Here is a 15,662-nt window from a genome sequence, read left to right as displayed (position 1 = left end):
TGGAGGGCTGACGTTATTAGTCAAATTCTTAGTTGTAGGCCGGATAAGCGAAGCGCCATCCGGCAAAATCCGTGCAGATTGCCGGATGGCGGCGTAAACGCCTTATCCGGCCTACCGCTAGTCCGTTCTTCCCCCACAACTGTGTGTTCTTTGTGGGGGAAGAAAAACGCATCAAGCAATAGCGTTAGGACAATCAGCCCCAGTATCGATCAAGCGCAGGTTCTCCAGCGTTGTCTCCGAAATGCTGGTCAGCGCTTCCGCAGTCAGGAACGCCTGGTGGCCGGTAAACAGCACGTTGTGACAGGCGGAGAGGCGGCGGAACACATCGTCCTGAATCACGTCGTTAGACTTATCTTCAAAGAACAGATCGCGCTCGTTCTCGTACACGTCCATCCCCAGCGCGCCAATTTTCTGCGTCTTCAATGCTTCAATCGCTGCCTGGGAGTCAATTAACGCACCGCGACTGGTGTTGACGATCATCACGCCATCTTTCATCTTCTCAAACGCGCTGGCGTTGAGCAGATGATAGTTATCCGCGGTCAGCGGACAGTGCAGCGAAATAACGTCCGACTCGGCGAACAGCGTCGGTAGGTCAACGTACTCTACGCCCAACTCCAACGCCGCCGCACTTGGATACGGGTCAAACGCCAGCAGGCGCATACCAAAACCTTTCAGAATCCGCAGGGCGGCAACGCCGATTTTACCGGTGCCGATCACCCCAGCGGTTTTACCAAACATGGTAAAGCCGGTCAGGCCTTCCAGCGAGAAGTTGGCATCACGGGTACGCTGATAAGCACGATGAATACGACGGTTGAGCGTCATCATCATGCCAATAGCATGTTCCGCAACGGCTTCTGGCGAATAGGCTGGAACGCGAACCACGCGCAGACCCAGCTCTTTTGCCGCATCGAGGTCGACGTTATTAAAGCCCGCACAGCGCAGCGCAATGTACTTCACGCCGATTCTTTTCAGCTCTTCCAGAACCGGGCGACTGCCATCGTCGTTGACGAAAATACAGACCGCTTCACAGCCGTGGGCGGTTTTCGCGGTTTTTTCCGTCAGCAGGAAATCAAAAAATTCGAGTTCAAAGCCATATGTCTCATTAACATTTTGCAGGTACTTTTTGTCGTACTGCTTGGTGCTGTAAACGGCGATTTTCATAAGACTTTTCTCCAATGATTTTGGCGTTAATTTAGCATGTTTCAAAAAATCTTACAAAATATAAAAATGTTTTGAAGGCTAAAGTTACGTAAAGAACTATCACCAGTATACGCGGATTATCAGCGGGGGAGAAATCACTGTCTCAATCAGAATCAACTGAAATTCCTCACGTTTTATTTTGTAGCCGCTATGATTAATCCATGACGGCGGCTTTCACTCACAGGTTTGACATGACACAATATGCCTCTTTGGATCGCCCGCTGCGCGTTCACGGCATGACTGCCTGCTTAATCTGGATATCACTGCACCCATGAAGGGTAAATATAAAGCCGTTATTGCGCTACTCCTGGTATTAATACTCCTGCCGCTCACGCTGGTGATGACGCTCGGATATTGGGTGCCCACGCTGGTGGGCATCTGGCTGCCGGCGGGAACCCGAATTGCGCTCAACGAAAGCCCACGCTTCACCCGCACCTCCTTACGCGTTCCTGATTTACGTTATCTGGTAGGGGATTGCGAGCTCGCCACGCTGAAAGACGTGACGCTGTCACATCCTAGTCGCTGGCAGCTGCATGCCACCGCCGTCAACCTGAACTCCGTCTGCTTTAATAAGCTCCCACAAAACGATGCGGTGCCGGGAGCGCCGCGTACGCTGGCGGAATGGCAGTCGATGTTGCCGAATACCTGGCTGTCCATCGACTCGCTGAGCATCTCGCCGTGGGAAAAGTGGCAGGGCAAGCTCAAGGTTTCGCTGACCACCCAGCATCAGGAGCTGGAGTATGAAGGCGACCAGGTGACCCTTCACGCCCGCCTGCGCGGGCAGGCGCTGACGGTCAGCGAGTTTCATGCCAGCCTGCTGGAAGGCGAACCGCCGGTGAAGCTACTCGGTGAATTTACTATGCCGCTGGTACCGGACGGTCTGCCGGTGAAGGGCCATCTTGAATCGACGTTCCAGGTGCCGCAGGTGCCGTCGCTGGTGGATGCGGAGCTGAACTGGGACGGTAATCAGGGGCAACTGGTGATGATGGCGCGCGGTGAAGACGACCCGATTGCCGATTTCCCGTGGCAGATTACCGAACAGCAGCTAGTTATCAGCGATGGTCGCTGGAGCTGGCCGTATCAGGCGGGCATTCCGCTTCGCGGGCGCGTGGGCGTGAAGCTGGATAACTGGCAGCAGGGCATCGATAAAACGCTGATTACCGGTCGCCTAAGCGTACTGACCTCCGGTGATGCCGGTAAAGGCGTAGCGGTACTGAACGTTGGGCCAGGAACGCTGAGTATGGATAACAGCGACATGCCGTTACATCTGGTCGGTGAGGCCAAGCAGGGCGACCTGATTTTCTATGCCAAACTTCCTGCGCAGTTAAGTGGACCGCTCTCTGCACCGACGCTGGTTTTCCAGCCTGGCTCACTACTGCGTTCGCGCGGTCGCGTTATTGATGCTCTAAATATTGATGATGTCCGCTGGCCATTGGCCGGGGTCAAAATTTCCACGCAGGGGATTGATGGCCGTCTGCAGGCGATCCTTCGCGCCCATGAGCAGCAAACCGGCGATTTTATCCTCCATCTGGATGGCAAGGCCGACAACTTCATGCCGGATAAAGGGACCTGGCAGTGGCGCTACTGGGGGGACGGTCACTTCACGCCGATGCAGGCGCGCTGGGACGTAACCGGCACCGGCGAATGGCGAGACAGCGCAATTGTGTTGAACACGCTCTCCACCGGTTTTGACAAGCTGCAGTACGGCACCATGACCATCGAGCAGCCGCGCCTGACGCTGCAGCAGCCGATTCACTGGATCCGCGACGAACAACATCCCTCCTTTACCGGCGCGCTGGCGCTTGATGCCAAAGAGACTCGCTTTACCGGCGGTAGCGTTTTGCCCGCCTCGGCCCTGAACTTCAGCGTTGACGGCCGCGACCCGACCTTCTTCCAGTTTAAAGGTGACCTGAGGGCGCAGGAGATTGGCCCGATCCGCGTTAACGGCCGCTGGGACGGCGAACGTCTGCGCGGGCAGGCATGGTGGCCGAAGCAGTCGCTGACGGTGTTCCAGCCGCTGGTGCCACCTGACTGGAAAATGAAGCTGCGTGACGGTTCGCTGTATGCCCAGGTGGCATTTTCAGCGGCGGTAGGGCAAGGTTTTGAGGCCGGTGGTCACGGCGTGCTGCGCAACGGCAGCGCGTGGATGCCGGATAACGAAGTCAACGGCGTCGATTTTGTGCTGCCATTCCGCCTGAAAGCGGGCGTATGGCAGTTGGGAACGCGTCGCCCGGTGTCGTTGCGTATTGCTGAGATTGTCAACCAGGTGACGGCGCGTAATGTCACCGCCGACCTGCAGGGCACCTGGCCGTGGAGTGAAGCATCGCCATTACAGTTGAGCGATGTCAGCGTTGATGTGCTTGGCGGTAAGGTGACCATGCAGCAACTACGCATGCCGCAGCACGATGCGGCGCTACTGCGCTTGCAGCATATTTCAACCAGCGAACTGGTCAGCGCGGTCAACCCGAAACAGTTCGCCATGTCCGGCCCGGTGGACGGTGCGCTGCCGCTGTGGTTGAACGACAGCAAATGGATAATCAAAGACGGCTGGCTGCATAACCCCGGCCCGATGACCCTGAGGCTGGATAAAGACACCGCCGATGCCGTCGCCGATGACAATATTGCCGCGGGTGCCGCAATTAACTGGTTACGCTATATGGAGATCTCGCGGTCGTGGACGCGTATCAATCTCGATAGTCTTGGTCTGCTGACGCTACAGGCAACGGTCACCGGGACCGGCGTGATGGACCAGAAACGCAGCACGGTGCGCCTGAACTACACGCACCAGGAGAATGTTTTTGATTTGTGGCGAAGCCTGCGCTTTGGCGACAAACTTCAGTCATGGCTTGAGCAACACGCAACCCTTCCCGGTGTGCCGTGTCGCAGCGGCACGGAATGTAAGGAGCAACAATGAAATTATCCATCGCCACACTGGGATTAATGGCAACCGGCCTGCTATCGGGGTGCGTGCCGCGCATTGAAGTGGCGGCGCCGAAAGAGCCGATCACTATCAATATGAACGTGAAAATTGAACACGAAATCCATATTAAGGCCGATAAGGATGTTGAGGATTTGCTCAAGTCCCGTAGCGACCTATTCTGAGGCTATGATGAGAAAAACCGGGATTATCGCCGTGCTGGCGCTCACGCTCTTCAGCCTACAGGCGCTGGCGCTTACGCTGCCCGAGGCTCGTCAACAGGGGCGGGTGGGAGAAACGCAGGGGGGCTATCTGGCGGCCATCGCCCAGGATAGCGAGACGCTGACGCTGGTGAAAAAAATCAATGAAGCGCGCAGTCAAAGCTATCAGCAGCTGGCGCAAAGCAACAACCTACCATCGCAGGAAGTGGCGCGTCTGGCCGGGAAGAAGCTGATTGAGAAAGCCCTGCCGGGGGAATACGTCCAGGGTATTAACGGCCAGTGGGTGCGTAAGTAAAGGTCGGGCGTTTAAGAAAAAACGCATTACGGTTGAAACAGGGGCGGCAACTCGCTCATACTCTTGGCATGTAACCTGTTCGTCGGTAACGATTTTACCGGCTAAACATGAGAATAATAAAGGAACTCCCAATGGCAGAAGAAACGATTTTCAGCAAAATCATTCGTCGTGAAATCCCGTCAGACATCGTGTACCAGGACGAGCTGGTCACCGCCTTCCGCGATATTTCTCCGCAGGCGCCGACGCATATTCTGATCATTCCCAACATGCTGATTGCCACCACCAACGACGTTACCGCCGAGCACGAACAGGCGCTGGGTCGTATGATTACCGTGGCGGCGAAAATCGCGCAGGAAGAAGGCATTGCTGAAGACGGCTATCGTCTGATCATGAACTGCAACCGCCACGGCGGGCAGGAAGTTTACCATATCCACATGCATCTGGTGGGCGGCCGCCCTCTGGGGCCAATGCTGGCACATAAAGGCTAATCTATGAAACGGGTCTGTCTCGGTCTTGTGCTTTGCGCGACGCTGCTTGCCGGGTGCCATTCGCGTCCGGAAATCGCCGTCAGCGAGCAGCAAACGCTGGTTATGGAGTCCAACGTCCTGGCGGCGGGGGTCAGCGCGGAAAAACCGGTGCTGAGTTCATCGGATATCCAGTCTACCGCCAGTGCGAAGCTGTTTAACGAAAGGCGAGAGCCGGTCACCGTTCATTATCGTTTTTATTGGTATGACGCCAGAGGGCTGGAAATGCACCCGCTGGAAGCGCCGCGCAGCATTACCGTTCCCCCGATGGGGTCGGTGACGCTGTACGGGACGGCTAACAGTCTTGGGGCGCATAAAGCCCGGCTTTATCTTTATCTCTGAGGGGTAAACTATCAATGAGTAAATTGGGTCGCTATGCGTTAATTGCTTCCCTGGCGATGTTCCTTGCCGGGTGTGTGGTGCGTGAACAACCGGCTCCGGTCGACACGGCCAATCCACAGCAGCCGCAGCAGCCAACCGAACCGCAGCAGCCGGTGCCGACGGTACCGAGCGTGCCGACGATTCCGGCACAGCCGGGGCCAATTGAGCATGGCGGTGAAGCGCCTGCGCAGCCAACGCCGCGCGTTCGTCACTATGACTGGAACGGTGCCGCGCAGCCGCTGGTGGGCAAAATGCTCCAGGCCGGCGGTGTCAACGCGGGCAGCATTCTGCTGGTTGATAGCGTCAACAACCGCACTAACGGCTCGCTGAACGCCGGTGAGGCGACGACTGCGCTGCGCAATGCGCTGGCGGGCAACGGTAAATTCACCCTGGTTTCTGCGCAGCAGTTGGCGGTAGCGAAGCAGCAGCTTGGCCTGTCGCCGCAGGATAGCCTCGGTTCCCGCAGCAAAGCGATGGGCATCGCCCGTAACGTGGGCGCGCAGTACGTGCTCTATTCCAACGCCACTGGTAACGTCAACGCGCCGACGCTGCAAATGCAGCTGATGCTGGTACAGACCGGTGAGATCGTCTGGTCAGGTAAGGGTGCGGTTGCGCAACAGTAAACTTTCGCGTGACGAACTTCTGTCACGCGTCTTCCCGCACTATGACATTGTCGCCAGCCCCGAAACCGCGGGGCTGAGCGGCAGTAGCTGCATTCTGCAACACGGCGAACGGCGGTTGGTGCTGCGTCAGCATCACGACCCGTATGCGTCGGAAAGCGACTTCCTTCGTCAATATCACGCCCTGCGTCGACTCCCGTCTTCACTGGCGCCAAAGCCGGTTTTTTATACGCCCGGCTGGATGGCCGTTGATTTTTTAGCCGGTGAGATCAAAAGCGTGCTCCCGGCGCATCGTCCGCTCGCCGCTCTCCTGTATGATTTGCACCAGCAACCGCGGTTTGGCTGGGCGCTTTCGCTACAGCCGCTGCTGATGCAGTACTGGGAACAGTGCGATCCGGTGCGGCGAACGCCGCTGTGGCTACGAGAACTTCAGCGTCTGCGTAAGCAGGGCGAACCTCGCGCGCTGCGGTTGGCTCCGCTGCATATGGACGTTCATACGGGCAACATCGTCCATACAGCCAACGGACTGCGGCTTATCGACTGGGAATATGCGGGAGACGGCGATGTAGCGCTGGAGCTCGCCGCCGTCTGGACGACAGATATGCAGCAGCGCCGCGAACTGACGTGGGCGTACGCCGAGCAGGCGCATTTTTCGCCGGAGCCGCTCTGGCGACAGGTTAAACGCTGGCGGCCATGGGTGCTGATGCTGATGGCAGGCTGGTTCGAGTGTCGCTGGCAGCAAAGCGGCGACACACAATTCATCACGCTGGCCGACGAGATATGGTGCCAGCTTCGCGACAAAAAGGAGGCCGTGTGGGGCCAGTAATGTTGGATGTTGAAGGCTATGAGCTGGATGCCGAAGAACGTGAGATTCTGGCGCATCCGCTGGTAGGCGGCTTAATTCTCTTCACCCGTAACTATCATGACCCGGAGCAACTGCGCGAACTGGTTCGCCAGATCCGTAGCGCCTCCCGCAATCATCTGGTGGTGGCGGTGGATCAGGAAGGTGGGCGCGTCCAGCGCTTCCGTGAAGGCTTCACCCGCTTGCCGGCAGCGCAATCTTTTGCCGCCGTGTTGGGCGAAGAGGCGGGCGGACGTATGGCTGTAGACGCAGGCTGGTTGATGGCGAGCGAAATGATCGCCATGGACATTGATATCAGCTTTGCGCCGGTACTGGACGTCGGCCATATCTGCACCGCCATTGGTGAACGCTCTTATCATGCTGACCCGCACAAAGCGCTGGCAATGGCGCGTCATTTTATTGACGGCATGCACAGCGCCGGGATGAAAACCACCGGTAAACACTTCCCAGGCCACGGCGCGGTCACCGCTGACTCGCATAAAGAGACGCCGCATGACCCGCGTTCAGAGGCTGAGATTCGTGCCAAAGATATGGCGGTGTTTAAAACGTTGATTACCGAAAACGCGCTTGATGCCATTATGCCTGCGCACGTTATCTATGATGAAGTCGACCCGCGTCCGGCAAGTGGTTCGCCACACTGGCTGAAAACCGTGCTGCGCGGCGAACTGGGCTTCGACGGCGTAATCTTCTCAGACGATTTGTCGATGGAAGGGGCGGCAATCATGGGCAGCTACGCCGAGCGCGGTCAGGCATCGCTGGATGCAGGTTGCGATATGATCCTCGTCTGCAATAATCGTAAAGGGGCCGTCAGCGTGTTAGATAACCTGTCGCCGATCAACGCTGAGCGTGTTACGAAGTTGTATCATAAAGGTTCATTTAGCCGTCAGGAACTGATGGACTCCGCCCGCTGGAAAACGGTTAGCGCTGAGCTGGAGCAACTCCACGAACGCTGGCAGGAAGAGAAGGCTGGTCATTAACCCTCCCGGTGTGGGAGTAATGGTGTGGTGAGGATCAAATGATTATCTATTTACACGGTTTTGACTCGAATAGCCCAGGTAACCACGAGAAAGTACTGCAACTGCAGTTTATCGACCCGGACGTACGGTTGATTAGCTACAGCACGCGGCACCCGAAACATGACATGCAGCATCTGCTCAAGGAAGTGGACAAGATGCTGCAACTGAACGCCGATGAGCGCCCGTTGATTTGCGGCGTAGGCCTCGGTGGTTTTTGGGCGGAACGTATCGGCTTCCTGTGCGATATCCGTCAGGTGATGTTTAACCCGAACCTGTTCCCGAACGAGAACATGGACGGCAAAATTGACCGCCCGGAAGAGTACATGGATATCGCGACCAAGTGCGTGAATAACTTCCGTGAAAAGAACCGCGACCGCTGCCTGGCCATTCTCTCGCGTCATGACGACGCCCTGGATAGCCAGCGTTCAGCTGACTTGCTGCATCATTACTATGAGATCATCTGGGATGAAGAGCAGGGTCATAAGTTCAAGAACATCTCCCCGCATCTGCAGCGGATCAAAGCCTTTAAAACCTTAGGTTAAGCGGCCCGCTAATGGCCCCGGCAACGCAGCGTTGTCGGGGCTTTTTTTTGTTAATTTTTAACCTAACCCGCCCTTTTTTCCGCTATGGAAATACCGTCCGCTCAACTTCTGCGCGATAAAACTTGATGCACATCAATTTTGGTATGACCAATGCACCATTCATGTTATTCTCATTGCAGCTGAATGGTTTCACACAAGTAACTTGTTGTTAATTAAAGGCTATATTCATAACTTTTAATTAACAATTGGTTAATAAATTTTAAGGGGGTCACATGACTACGCCAATGAAAAAAATCGTAATTGTGGGTGGTGGTGCTGGCGGCCTGGAACTGGCTACTCAATTGGGTAGAAAGCTTGGCCGCAGCAAAAAAGCGAAAATCACGCTGGTGGATCGTAACCACAGCCACCTGTGGAAACCGCTGCTGCATGAAGTGGCAACCGGCTCTCTTGATGAAGGCGTGGATGCGCTGAGCTATCTGGCGCATGCGCGTAACCACCACTTCCAGTTCCAGCTGGGTTCGGTGATGGACATCAACCGCGAAGCAAAAACCATTACCATCGCTGAATTGCGCGATGAGAAGGGTGAACTGCTGGTACCTGAGCGTAAGGTGGCATACGACACGCTGGTGATGGCGCTGGGCAGTACCTCCAACGACTTCAACACCCCGGGCGTGAAAGATCACTGCATATTCCTCGACAACCCGCATCAGGCGCGTCGTTTCCACCAGGAAATGCTCAACCTGTTCCTGAAGTACTCTGCGAACCTTGGCGCAAACGGCAAGGTGAACATTGCGATTGTTGGCGGCGGGGCGACCGGCGTTGAACTGTCGGCTGAACTGCACAATGCGGTGAAACAGCTGCACAGCTACGGCTATAAAGGTTTAAGCAACGAAGCGCTGAACGTGACGCTGGTGGAAGCCGGTGAACGTATTCTGCCTGCGCTGCCACCGCGTATCTCGGGTGCCGCGCACAGCGAGCTGACCAAAATGGGCGTGCGCGTGTTGACCCAAACGATGGTCACCAGCGCGGATGCAGGCGGCCTGCACACCAAAGACGGCGAGTACATTCAGGCTGACCTGATGGTCTGGGCGGCAGGTATTAAAGCGCCGGACTTTATGAAAGAGATCGGCGGCCTGGAAACCAACCGCATTAACCAGCTGGTGGTGGAGCCAACGCTGCAAACTACCCGCGACCCGGATATCTACGCGATTGGCGACTGTGCGTCCTGCGCGCGTCCGGAAGGCGGCTTTGTGCCACCGCGCGCTCAGGCTGCGCACCAGATGGCGACCTGCGCACTGAATAACATTCTGGCGCAGATGAAGGGCAAAGATCTGAAAGCTTATAGCTACAAAGACCACGGCTCTCTGGTATCGCTCTCCAATTACTCTACCGTCGGCAGCCTGATGGGCAACCTGATGCGCGGTTCGATGATGATTGAAGGGCGCATCGCGCGTATGGTTTACATCTCTCTGTACCGTATGCACCAGATTGCGCTGCACGGCTATGTGAAAACCGGCCTGATGATGCTGGTGGGCAGCATTAACCGCGTGATTCGTCCACGTCTGAAGCTGCATTAATCATTACGCTGTTCCCGGCCTGCACGTTATGACACCTGTAGGCCGGATAAGTCGTTTACGTCGCCATCCGGCAGGTGCTCGCATCTCGCCTGATGGTGCTGCGCTTATCAGGCCTACAAGAGTTAGCTGCACTTTCATCCTCAGAATCCTCCGAAACACCCATATCCCCACATAAAATCCTGCTTTTGAGTTTTTGTCTGATAGGCACTGCTAACGATCGGTTGCACAATTGTTAGCAATAGCAACAAAGGAGGATCTCCCGTGAATAAATCAATGTTGGCGGGTATAGGTATTGGCGTTGCCGCCGCGCTTGGGGTTGCCGCTGTAGCGAGTATGAATGTTTTCGACCGTGGCCCGCAGTATGCGCAGGTCATTTCCGCTACGCCTATCAAGGAAACCGTCAAAAATCCGCGTCAGGAGTGCCGCAACGTCGCAGTGACGCATCGTCGTCCGGTACAGGATGAAAACCGTATCGCTGGTTCTGTGCTGGGTGCGGTGGCAGGCGGCGTAATTGGTCATCAGTTTGGTGGCGGGCACGGCAAAAGCGTTGCTACCGTGGTCGGTGCATTAGGCGGCGGTTATGCCGGTAACCAGGTGCAGGGTGCGATGCAGAATAATGACACCTACACCACCAACGAGCAGCGCTGTAAAACGGTGTATGACAAATCCGAAAAGACGCTCGGCTATGATGTGACCTACAAAATTGGCGATCAGCAGGGAAAAATCCGTATGGATAAACAGCCTGGTAGCCAGATCCCGCTGGACAGCAACGGCCAGCTGGTACTGAATAAAGCCTAAAATAGCAGGTAGTCAGTTGTTCGCCCCGCCATCACTCAGATGGCGGGGCGTTTTTTTTATGACGGGGCGATCATCTGCGGCCAGAGTTGCAGCGTGGTGTTGGTTATCTGCATCAGGGTATCAAAGCTGGCCCCTTCGCGGGCGCTGATGGACATGCCCTGCAGAATACAGCTCAAGAACAACGCCAGCTCGGTGACATTTTTCTCCGCCGGGATTTCCCCTCGTGATTGACGCAGCGAAAGGAACTGATTCAGCGTCTGCTCCTGTACCGCATGGCGAGACTTAATGGTCTTCGCAATCTCTTTCGATGACGCCGCCAGCGCCGCCGAGGTGTTGATCATAAAACAGCCCGCCGGCGTATCCTTACTGGTAAAGCAGGTGGCTACCGCGGTGAAGTAGTTGCGTAGCGCTTCTACTACCGGCTGCTCATCGCAGAACAAGCAGGCTTCATTTTTGGAGGCAAAGTGCGTGATGTAGTGATCGAGAACGGCACGGAACAGCCCCTCTTTATTCACAAACTCGGCATACAGCGTCGGCGCTTTTGCACCCGTAGCTTCGACGAGGTCGGAGAGGGATGTTGCTTCGTAGCCATATTGCCAGAATAGCGTCATCGCTTTATCAAGCGCCGCTTCCCGGTCGAATACTTTAGGTCGACCGCGGCCTTTTTTCGCGCAACTTTGCGTGTCAGTTGTCATCGTGCCGCCTACCTTAGTCGGTGTTTAGTGAACGCTCATTATAAAAATAATCCCCAACAGGGGCTAGCGCTTCGTGAGAAAAAATAAAAAGAACATATTTATATGAAAAATATATGAATCTTCATTAAATAAACGATCGTTATAAAAATACGTTGACGTGTGACCTGGATCTCATTATGATTATCTTATCGATCGTTAAGTTAATAACATCTAACCTACAAAAATCATCTGCAAAGGTAAAAATCATGAAAACCGTAAAAACTCTGGCCATCGCAGCCGTACTGAGCTCCCTATCATTCGCAAGCTTTGCTGCCGTTGAAGTGCAGTCTACTCCGGCAGACCAGCATAAAGTCGGCAGCATCTCCGCTTCCGCAGGCCCTAACCTGGCGTCTCTGGAACAAGAACTGGCTCAGAAAGCAGATGACATGGGCGCGAAATCGTTCCGTATCACTTCTGTAAGCGGTCCAAACAACCTGCACGGCACCGCAGTTATCTATAAATAAGCGTTAAAACCCTCATAATGCTGATGTCACTGCCATAAAAAAGGCCCTGAGCGCATCCCGCTCAGGGCCTTTTTCTTTAATGGTTCTGCTACATATTTTGCTGTGCGATGTCGTGGTGACGGGTGACATCAACCGGCATCCCGGAGCGTACGTCCATCACTTTGTTCATCAGCGCCGCGTCGGTATTTGCATTCTGGCTGAACGCCTGCATGCTGGCGTTTAACACGATAGGCAACGTCTGCGGATCGTCATCAATATGTTCGGACAGCGGCTGGTGAACCTCCACCAGGCGTACGCCGTTTGGCTCGACCGACGCTTTGATTGGCGTGTTGATGATGGTCACTTTGGTGCCCGGCGTCACCTGGTCAAACAGCGCTTTGATATCGCCGTCGCGCAGACGAATACAGCCGGAACTAACGCGCATACCGATACCAAAATCGGCGTTGGTGCCGTGCAGCAGATACACGCCGCCGTACGCCGCGAGGCGAATGGCGTGGTGGCCCATAGGGTTATCTGGCCCGGCTGGCATCACCGCAGGTAGATCGATCCCCTGGGCTTTGTAGCGGGCGCGGATATTGGCCGTTGGCGTCCAGGTTGGGTTGGCGCGTTTATCGGAGACGGTGGTGACCATGGTTGGCGTCACCGTGGTGCCGCCTAACTGACCGATACCGATAGGGTAGACGGTGACCGTATTTTTACCCGGCGGGTAATAGTAGAGACGCAGTTCGGCCAGATTCAGCACGATGCCTTCGCGCGGTACGTCCGGCAGCAGCGTTTGCAGCGGAATGGTCAGTACGCTACCGGCGCGGGGCACGTAAGGGTCAACCCCTGGGTTAGCCTGAAGCAGTGCGAGGAAACCGACGTTGTATTTTTTGGCGATAGACTCCAGCGAACCGCCGTTATTCTCGACGACGTGGAAACGGTTTTCGCCGACCAGACGGCTGCCGGGCGGCGGTAGCGGCCAGCTGTTGGCGCTTACGGGCAGCGCAACGCTGGCGACGAGAAGTAATCCCAGTAGCCAGCGTGAAAGTTGCAGAGTTTGTTTCATTACTCTAATCCCTCAAAGTCACAATATGTTGCTTAAAAGTTAAAGCGACTATTATGCGGAAGGGAACTGTAGGGAAGTACTAAGGGTTTGAAAGAGTATGTAAAGGCGGCCCCGCAAGTGGGGCCGCTGGCGGTTAGAAGGACATTTTTACCGTGAACTGCACTTCGCGCGGGTCGCCAATTTGGTTGCCCAGGTTGTTGCTGGCGATAGACGAGGTGTAGTAGGTCTTATCGAACAGGTTTTTGACGTTCAGTTGCAGCGTGACTGGATACTGCAGCTTCATCTTATAGGCCGCAAAGACATCGGCCACTGCGTAGCCCGGCAGGTAGTAATCCGCGCCGTTGGTGCCTGAACGACGACTCAGGGCGTGGCCGCCGCCGCCTAGGGTCAGTGTGTTGCTGTCATAGACGTTATTAATGTCATAGGTCAGGAACAGTGAGCCGGTATGGCGAGGGACGTTTGGCAGCGGTTTACCAGCATAATCAGGGTCATCAAGCACCTTCGCATCGGTATAACCGTAGCTGGCAATCACGTTCAGGTTGTCAGTCAGCGAGCCCGCCACATCCACTTCAATCCCGCGTGAACGCACTTTCCCCGCCGTTTTAGCGTAGGTTTCGTCACCGATGGTCTCGGTATACAGCACGTTGCGTTTATGAATATCGAAGAAGGTGATATTCGACGTTACGCCGTTGAACAGATCAAACTTGGCGCCCATTTCATACGCCGTTGACTCTTCCGGCGGCAGGTCGCCGATGTAGCTAGCAATGGAGGACTGCGGCATAAACGACTGCGCCACGTTACCGAACAGCGAGACGTTTGGCGTCAGCTTATAAACCATCCCGAACTTCGGCGTCAGCTTCTCATCCTGACTATCGGTGTTGGCATTAAACGGGCGGCCTTTACCCGCATACTGGGTGTAATACTGGTAGCGTGCCCCGGCGACGGCAATCCATTTATCGGTCAGGTACAGCGCGTCCTGCACGTAGGTGGCATAGGTTTCCTGCTGAATGCGCTGGTCGCTGTCGGCCGCAGAAACGCTGGTGCATTTACTCAGCGAACCGTAAACCGGGTCATAAATGTTAAAGCCATTTTTGACGTTTTTGCAGCGAATCATATCGGTACGCAGCAGGTCATAATTCTCGTAGGCAATACCGGTGAGCATTTCGTTATAGAAGCCACCAATGACGACGTTGCCCTGTAAATCTGCGCGCGTGGAGTGCATACGCTGGGTAGAGCCCTGGGTTGCGTCGACGCGTCGGGTCAGGTTGCCGGTCTTCGCATCATAAGCCATCACGCGCGCCTGGTTATCGCTGTACATGTCCTGGCTAAAGCTGTAGTCGAAGCGCGCGGTCCACTGGCTGTTCAGGCGGTATTCCGCATTAAGCTGCGCCAGATCGGAATTACCGTCGGTAATATTGAATGGTTCGTCAAAACGCTCTTTGCTCGAAACGTTCACCGCATGCCCGGTATCAAGGTCGAAAATGGTGCCACGGTCGAACGGGGTATTGTAGTTACGGTGTGACCAGGAGAGGTTTACCGTAGCATCGTTGCCAAACCATGTCAGGGAAGGGGCAATAAAGCTGCTGCGCTCTTTGCCGAAGTTGCGCCAGTAATCTTCGTTCTGGTATTCACCAATCAGGCGATACGCCAGACGGGTGCCTTCAATGGGACCGGTCACGTCGATTTGCCCGGTGCCGCCGCCAAAGCTGCTGGAGGTGGCGGAAATATCGCCGGAGAAGGTGCGTTCCGGGCGCTTGGTGACGACGTTAATCAGGCCTCCCGGGTCCAGAATCCCGTACAAAGTAGAGGCCGGGCCTTTCAACACTTCCACGCGAGAGGTCGCGGCGTTAAAGCTGCGCGGCAGCACGGTGCGCAGGCCGTTGGTCATGATCGAACCGTCGCGGTTAGCGCCAAAGCCACGACGGGTAAAGGCGTCCTGGGTGCCGCCCAGGGTGTTGGTTTGCACCACGTTGGCGACGTTATACAGCGCCTCGTCAAGCGAAGTGGCGTGCTGGTCCTCCAGCACTTTGTCACTCACCGTGTTGACCACCTGCGGAATATCGAGCAGCGGCATGGAGGTGAGGGTGGCGGTGGAGCTGCTGATGGGCTGATACCCTTCGGTAACCGTCTGATCTGCCTGCGCGGTGCCTACAACCGTCATCGCTTCTTCTTTTTTCGCGCTATCGCCGCTCGGGGTATTTTCTGCCGCCATCAGCGAAGGAGAGCCGACCGCCCCCAGAAAAACCAGTGAAAAAAGTGCGCGTCCGGATTTTCCCGTGAACGTCGGGAATAACTGTGTCATCTCTCTGTTTCCCATAAAAAAACTGCCGAAGGATGGCAGTCAAAATTGATAAAAATCATTGCCCTGAAAAGCCAAAATTACCCATTCACACCAAGCCAGGATGTTCAGGATATGTAATTGAGAATCATTCAAACATGCAAAAATGTAGTAGTAAATCCAAT

The 15,662-nt window shown here is 55.4% G+C and carries 16 protein-coding genes; 12 read left to right on the top strand and 4 right to left on the bottom strand.

Going from position 1 to position 15,662, the window contains the following annotated elements; genetic code table 11:
• Positions 1 to 171: 171 nt before the first annotated feature.
• Complete coding sequence (locus ACLGE8_RS01810) at positions 172 to 1,161, bottom strand: 2-hydroxyacid dehydrogenase (RefSeq protein ID WP_220439788.1); 990 nt, start codon at positions 1,159 to 1,161, stop codon at positions 172 to 174.
• A 310-nt stretch (positions 1,162 to 1,471) separates the two neighbouring features.
• Between ACLGE8_RS01810 and ACLGE8_RS01805 the strand changes: the two genes are divergently transcribed.
• From ACLGE8_RS01805 to ACLGE8_RS01755, 11 genes are all read left to right on the top strand, one after another.
• A complete protein-coding gene (locus tag ACLGE8_RS01805; RefSeq protein ID WP_410995997.1) occupies positions 1,472 to 4,114 on the top strand; it encodes a YdbH family protein in 2,643 nt (880 codons plus the stop codon).
• The gene (locus ACLGE8_RS01800; protein WP_410995996.1) at positions 4,111 to 4,302 is read left to right on the top strand and encodes a YnbE family lipoprotein; all 192 of its coding nucleotides are present in this window, start codon (positions 4,111 to 4,113) and stop codon (positions 4,300 to 4,302) included. The genes ACLGE8_RS01805 and ACLGE8_RS01800 overlap by 4 nt, the downstream gene beginning before the upstream one ends.
• A 7-nt stretch (positions 4,303 to 4,309) precedes the next feature.
• Complete coding sequence (locus ACLGE8_RS01795) at positions 4,310 to 4,633, top strand: YdbL family protein (protein ID WP_410996107.1); 324 nt, start codon at positions 4,310 to 4,312, stop codon at positions 4,631 to 4,633.
• Positions 4,634 to 4,764: 131 nt separating this feature from the next.
• The gene (gene hinT / locus ACLGE8_RS01790) at positions 4,765 to 5,121 is read left to right on the top strand and encodes a purine nucleoside phosphoramidase (RefSeq protein WP_410995995.1); all 357 of its coding nucleotides are present in this window, start codon (positions 4,765 to 4,767) and stop codon (positions 5,119 to 5,121) included.
• Positions 5,122 to 5,124: 3 nt separating this feature from the next.
• A complete protein-coding gene (locus ACLGE8_RS01785; protein ID WP_410995994.1) occupies positions 5,125 to 5,499 on the top strand; it encodes a YcfL family protein in 375 nt (124 codons plus the stop codon).
• 23 nt (positions 5,500 to 5,522) lie between these two features.
• Positions 5,523 to 6,161 carry a penicillin-binding protein activator LpoB gene (lpoB, locus tag ACLGE8_RS01780; protein ID WP_410996105.1) on the top strand — a complete coding sequence of 213 codons (639 nt, stop codon included), beginning with the start codon at positions 5,523 to 5,525 and terminating at the stop codon, positions 6,159 to 6,161.
• Complete coding sequence (thiK, locus tag ACLGE8_RS01775; RefSeq protein ID WP_410996103.1) at positions 6,142 to 6,984, top strand: thiamine kinase; 843 nt, start codon at positions 6,142 to 6,144, stop codon at positions 6,982 to 6,984. Before lpoB ends, thiK begins: the two co-directional genes overlap by 20 nt.
• Positions 6,972 to 7,997, top strand: a complete 1,026-nt coding sequence (gene nagZ, locus ACLGE8_RS01770; RefSeq protein WP_185666101.1) for a beta-N-acetylhexosaminidase — start codon at positions 6,972 to 6,974, stop codon at positions 7,995 to 7,997. The genes thiK and nagZ overlap by 13 nt, the downstream gene beginning before the upstream one ends.
• 38 nt (positions 7,998 to 8,035) lie before the next feature.
• The gene (gene ycfP, locus ACLGE8_RS01765; RefSeq protein ID WP_410995993.1) at positions 8,036 to 8,578 is read left to right on the top strand and encodes an alpha/beta hydrolase YcfP; all 543 of its coding nucleotides are present in this window, start codon (positions 8,036 to 8,038) and stop codon (positions 8,576 to 8,578) included.
• Between the two features lie 272 nt (positions 8,579 to 8,850).
• On the top strand, positions 8,851 to 10,155 hold the full coding sequence (locus ACLGE8_RS01760) for an NAD(P)/FAD-dependent oxidoreductase (RefSeq protein WP_410995992.1): 1,305 nt from the start codon (positions 8,851 to 8,853) through the stop codon (positions 10,153 to 10,155).
• 261 nt (positions 10,156 to 10,416) lie between these two features.
• Positions 10,417 to 10,953: a glycine zipper 2TM domain-containing protein gene (locus tag ACLGE8_RS01755; RefSeq protein WP_185666104.1), complete on the top strand. Its 537-nt coding sequence runs from the start codon at positions 10,417 to 10,419 to the stop codon at positions 10,951 to 10,953.
• A gap of 56 nt (positions 10,954 to 11,009) precedes the next feature.
• Here ACLGE8_RS01755 and ACLGE8_RS01750 read toward each other — a convergent pair whose 3' ends face one another.
• Positions 11,010 to 11,648 carry a TetR/AcrR family transcriptional regulator gene (locus ACLGE8_RS01750; RefSeq protein WP_410995991.1) on the bottom strand — a complete coding sequence of 213 codons (639 nt, stop codon included), beginning with the start codon at positions 11,646 to 11,648 and terminating at the stop codon, positions 11,010 to 11,012.
• Between the two features lie 245 nt (positions 11,649 to 11,893).
• On the opposite strand from ACLGE8_RS01750, the gene bhsA reads away from it, so the two are divergent.
• Positions 11,894 to 12,151: a multiple stress resistance protein BhsA gene (bhsA, locus tag ACLGE8_RS01745; protein ID WP_185666106.1), complete on the top strand. Its 258-nt coding sequence runs from the start codon at positions 11,894 to 11,896 to the stop codon at positions 12,149 to 12,151.
• Between the two features lie 88 nt (positions 12,152 to 12,239).
• On the opposite strand, the gene ACLGE8_RS01740 is transcribed toward bhsA, so the two are convergent.
• The gene (locus tag ACLGE8_RS01740; protein ID WP_410995990.1) at positions 12,240 to 13,199 is read right to left on the bottom strand and encodes a L,D-transpeptidase family protein; all 960 of its coding nucleotides are present in this window, start codon (positions 13,197 to 13,199) and stop codon (positions 12,240 to 12,242) included.
• 133 nt (positions 13,200 to 13,332) lie between these two features.
• Complete coding sequence (locus ACLGE8_RS01735) at positions 13,333 to 15,411, bottom strand: TonB-dependent siderophore receptor (protein WP_410996101.1); 2,079 nt, start codon at positions 15,409 to 15,411, stop codon at positions 13,333 to 13,335.
• Between the last annotated feature and the right edge of the window lie 251 nt (positions 15,412 to 15,662).

Source organism: Kluyvera sp. 142486, assembly GCF_046569695.1.
Lineage (GTDB): Bacteria > Pseudomonadota > Gammaproteobacteria > Enterobacterales > Enterobacteriaceae > Kluyvera.
Note: the sequence above shows the minus strand (reverse complement) of the source record. Positions and strands in the feature narration are given on the sequence as shown.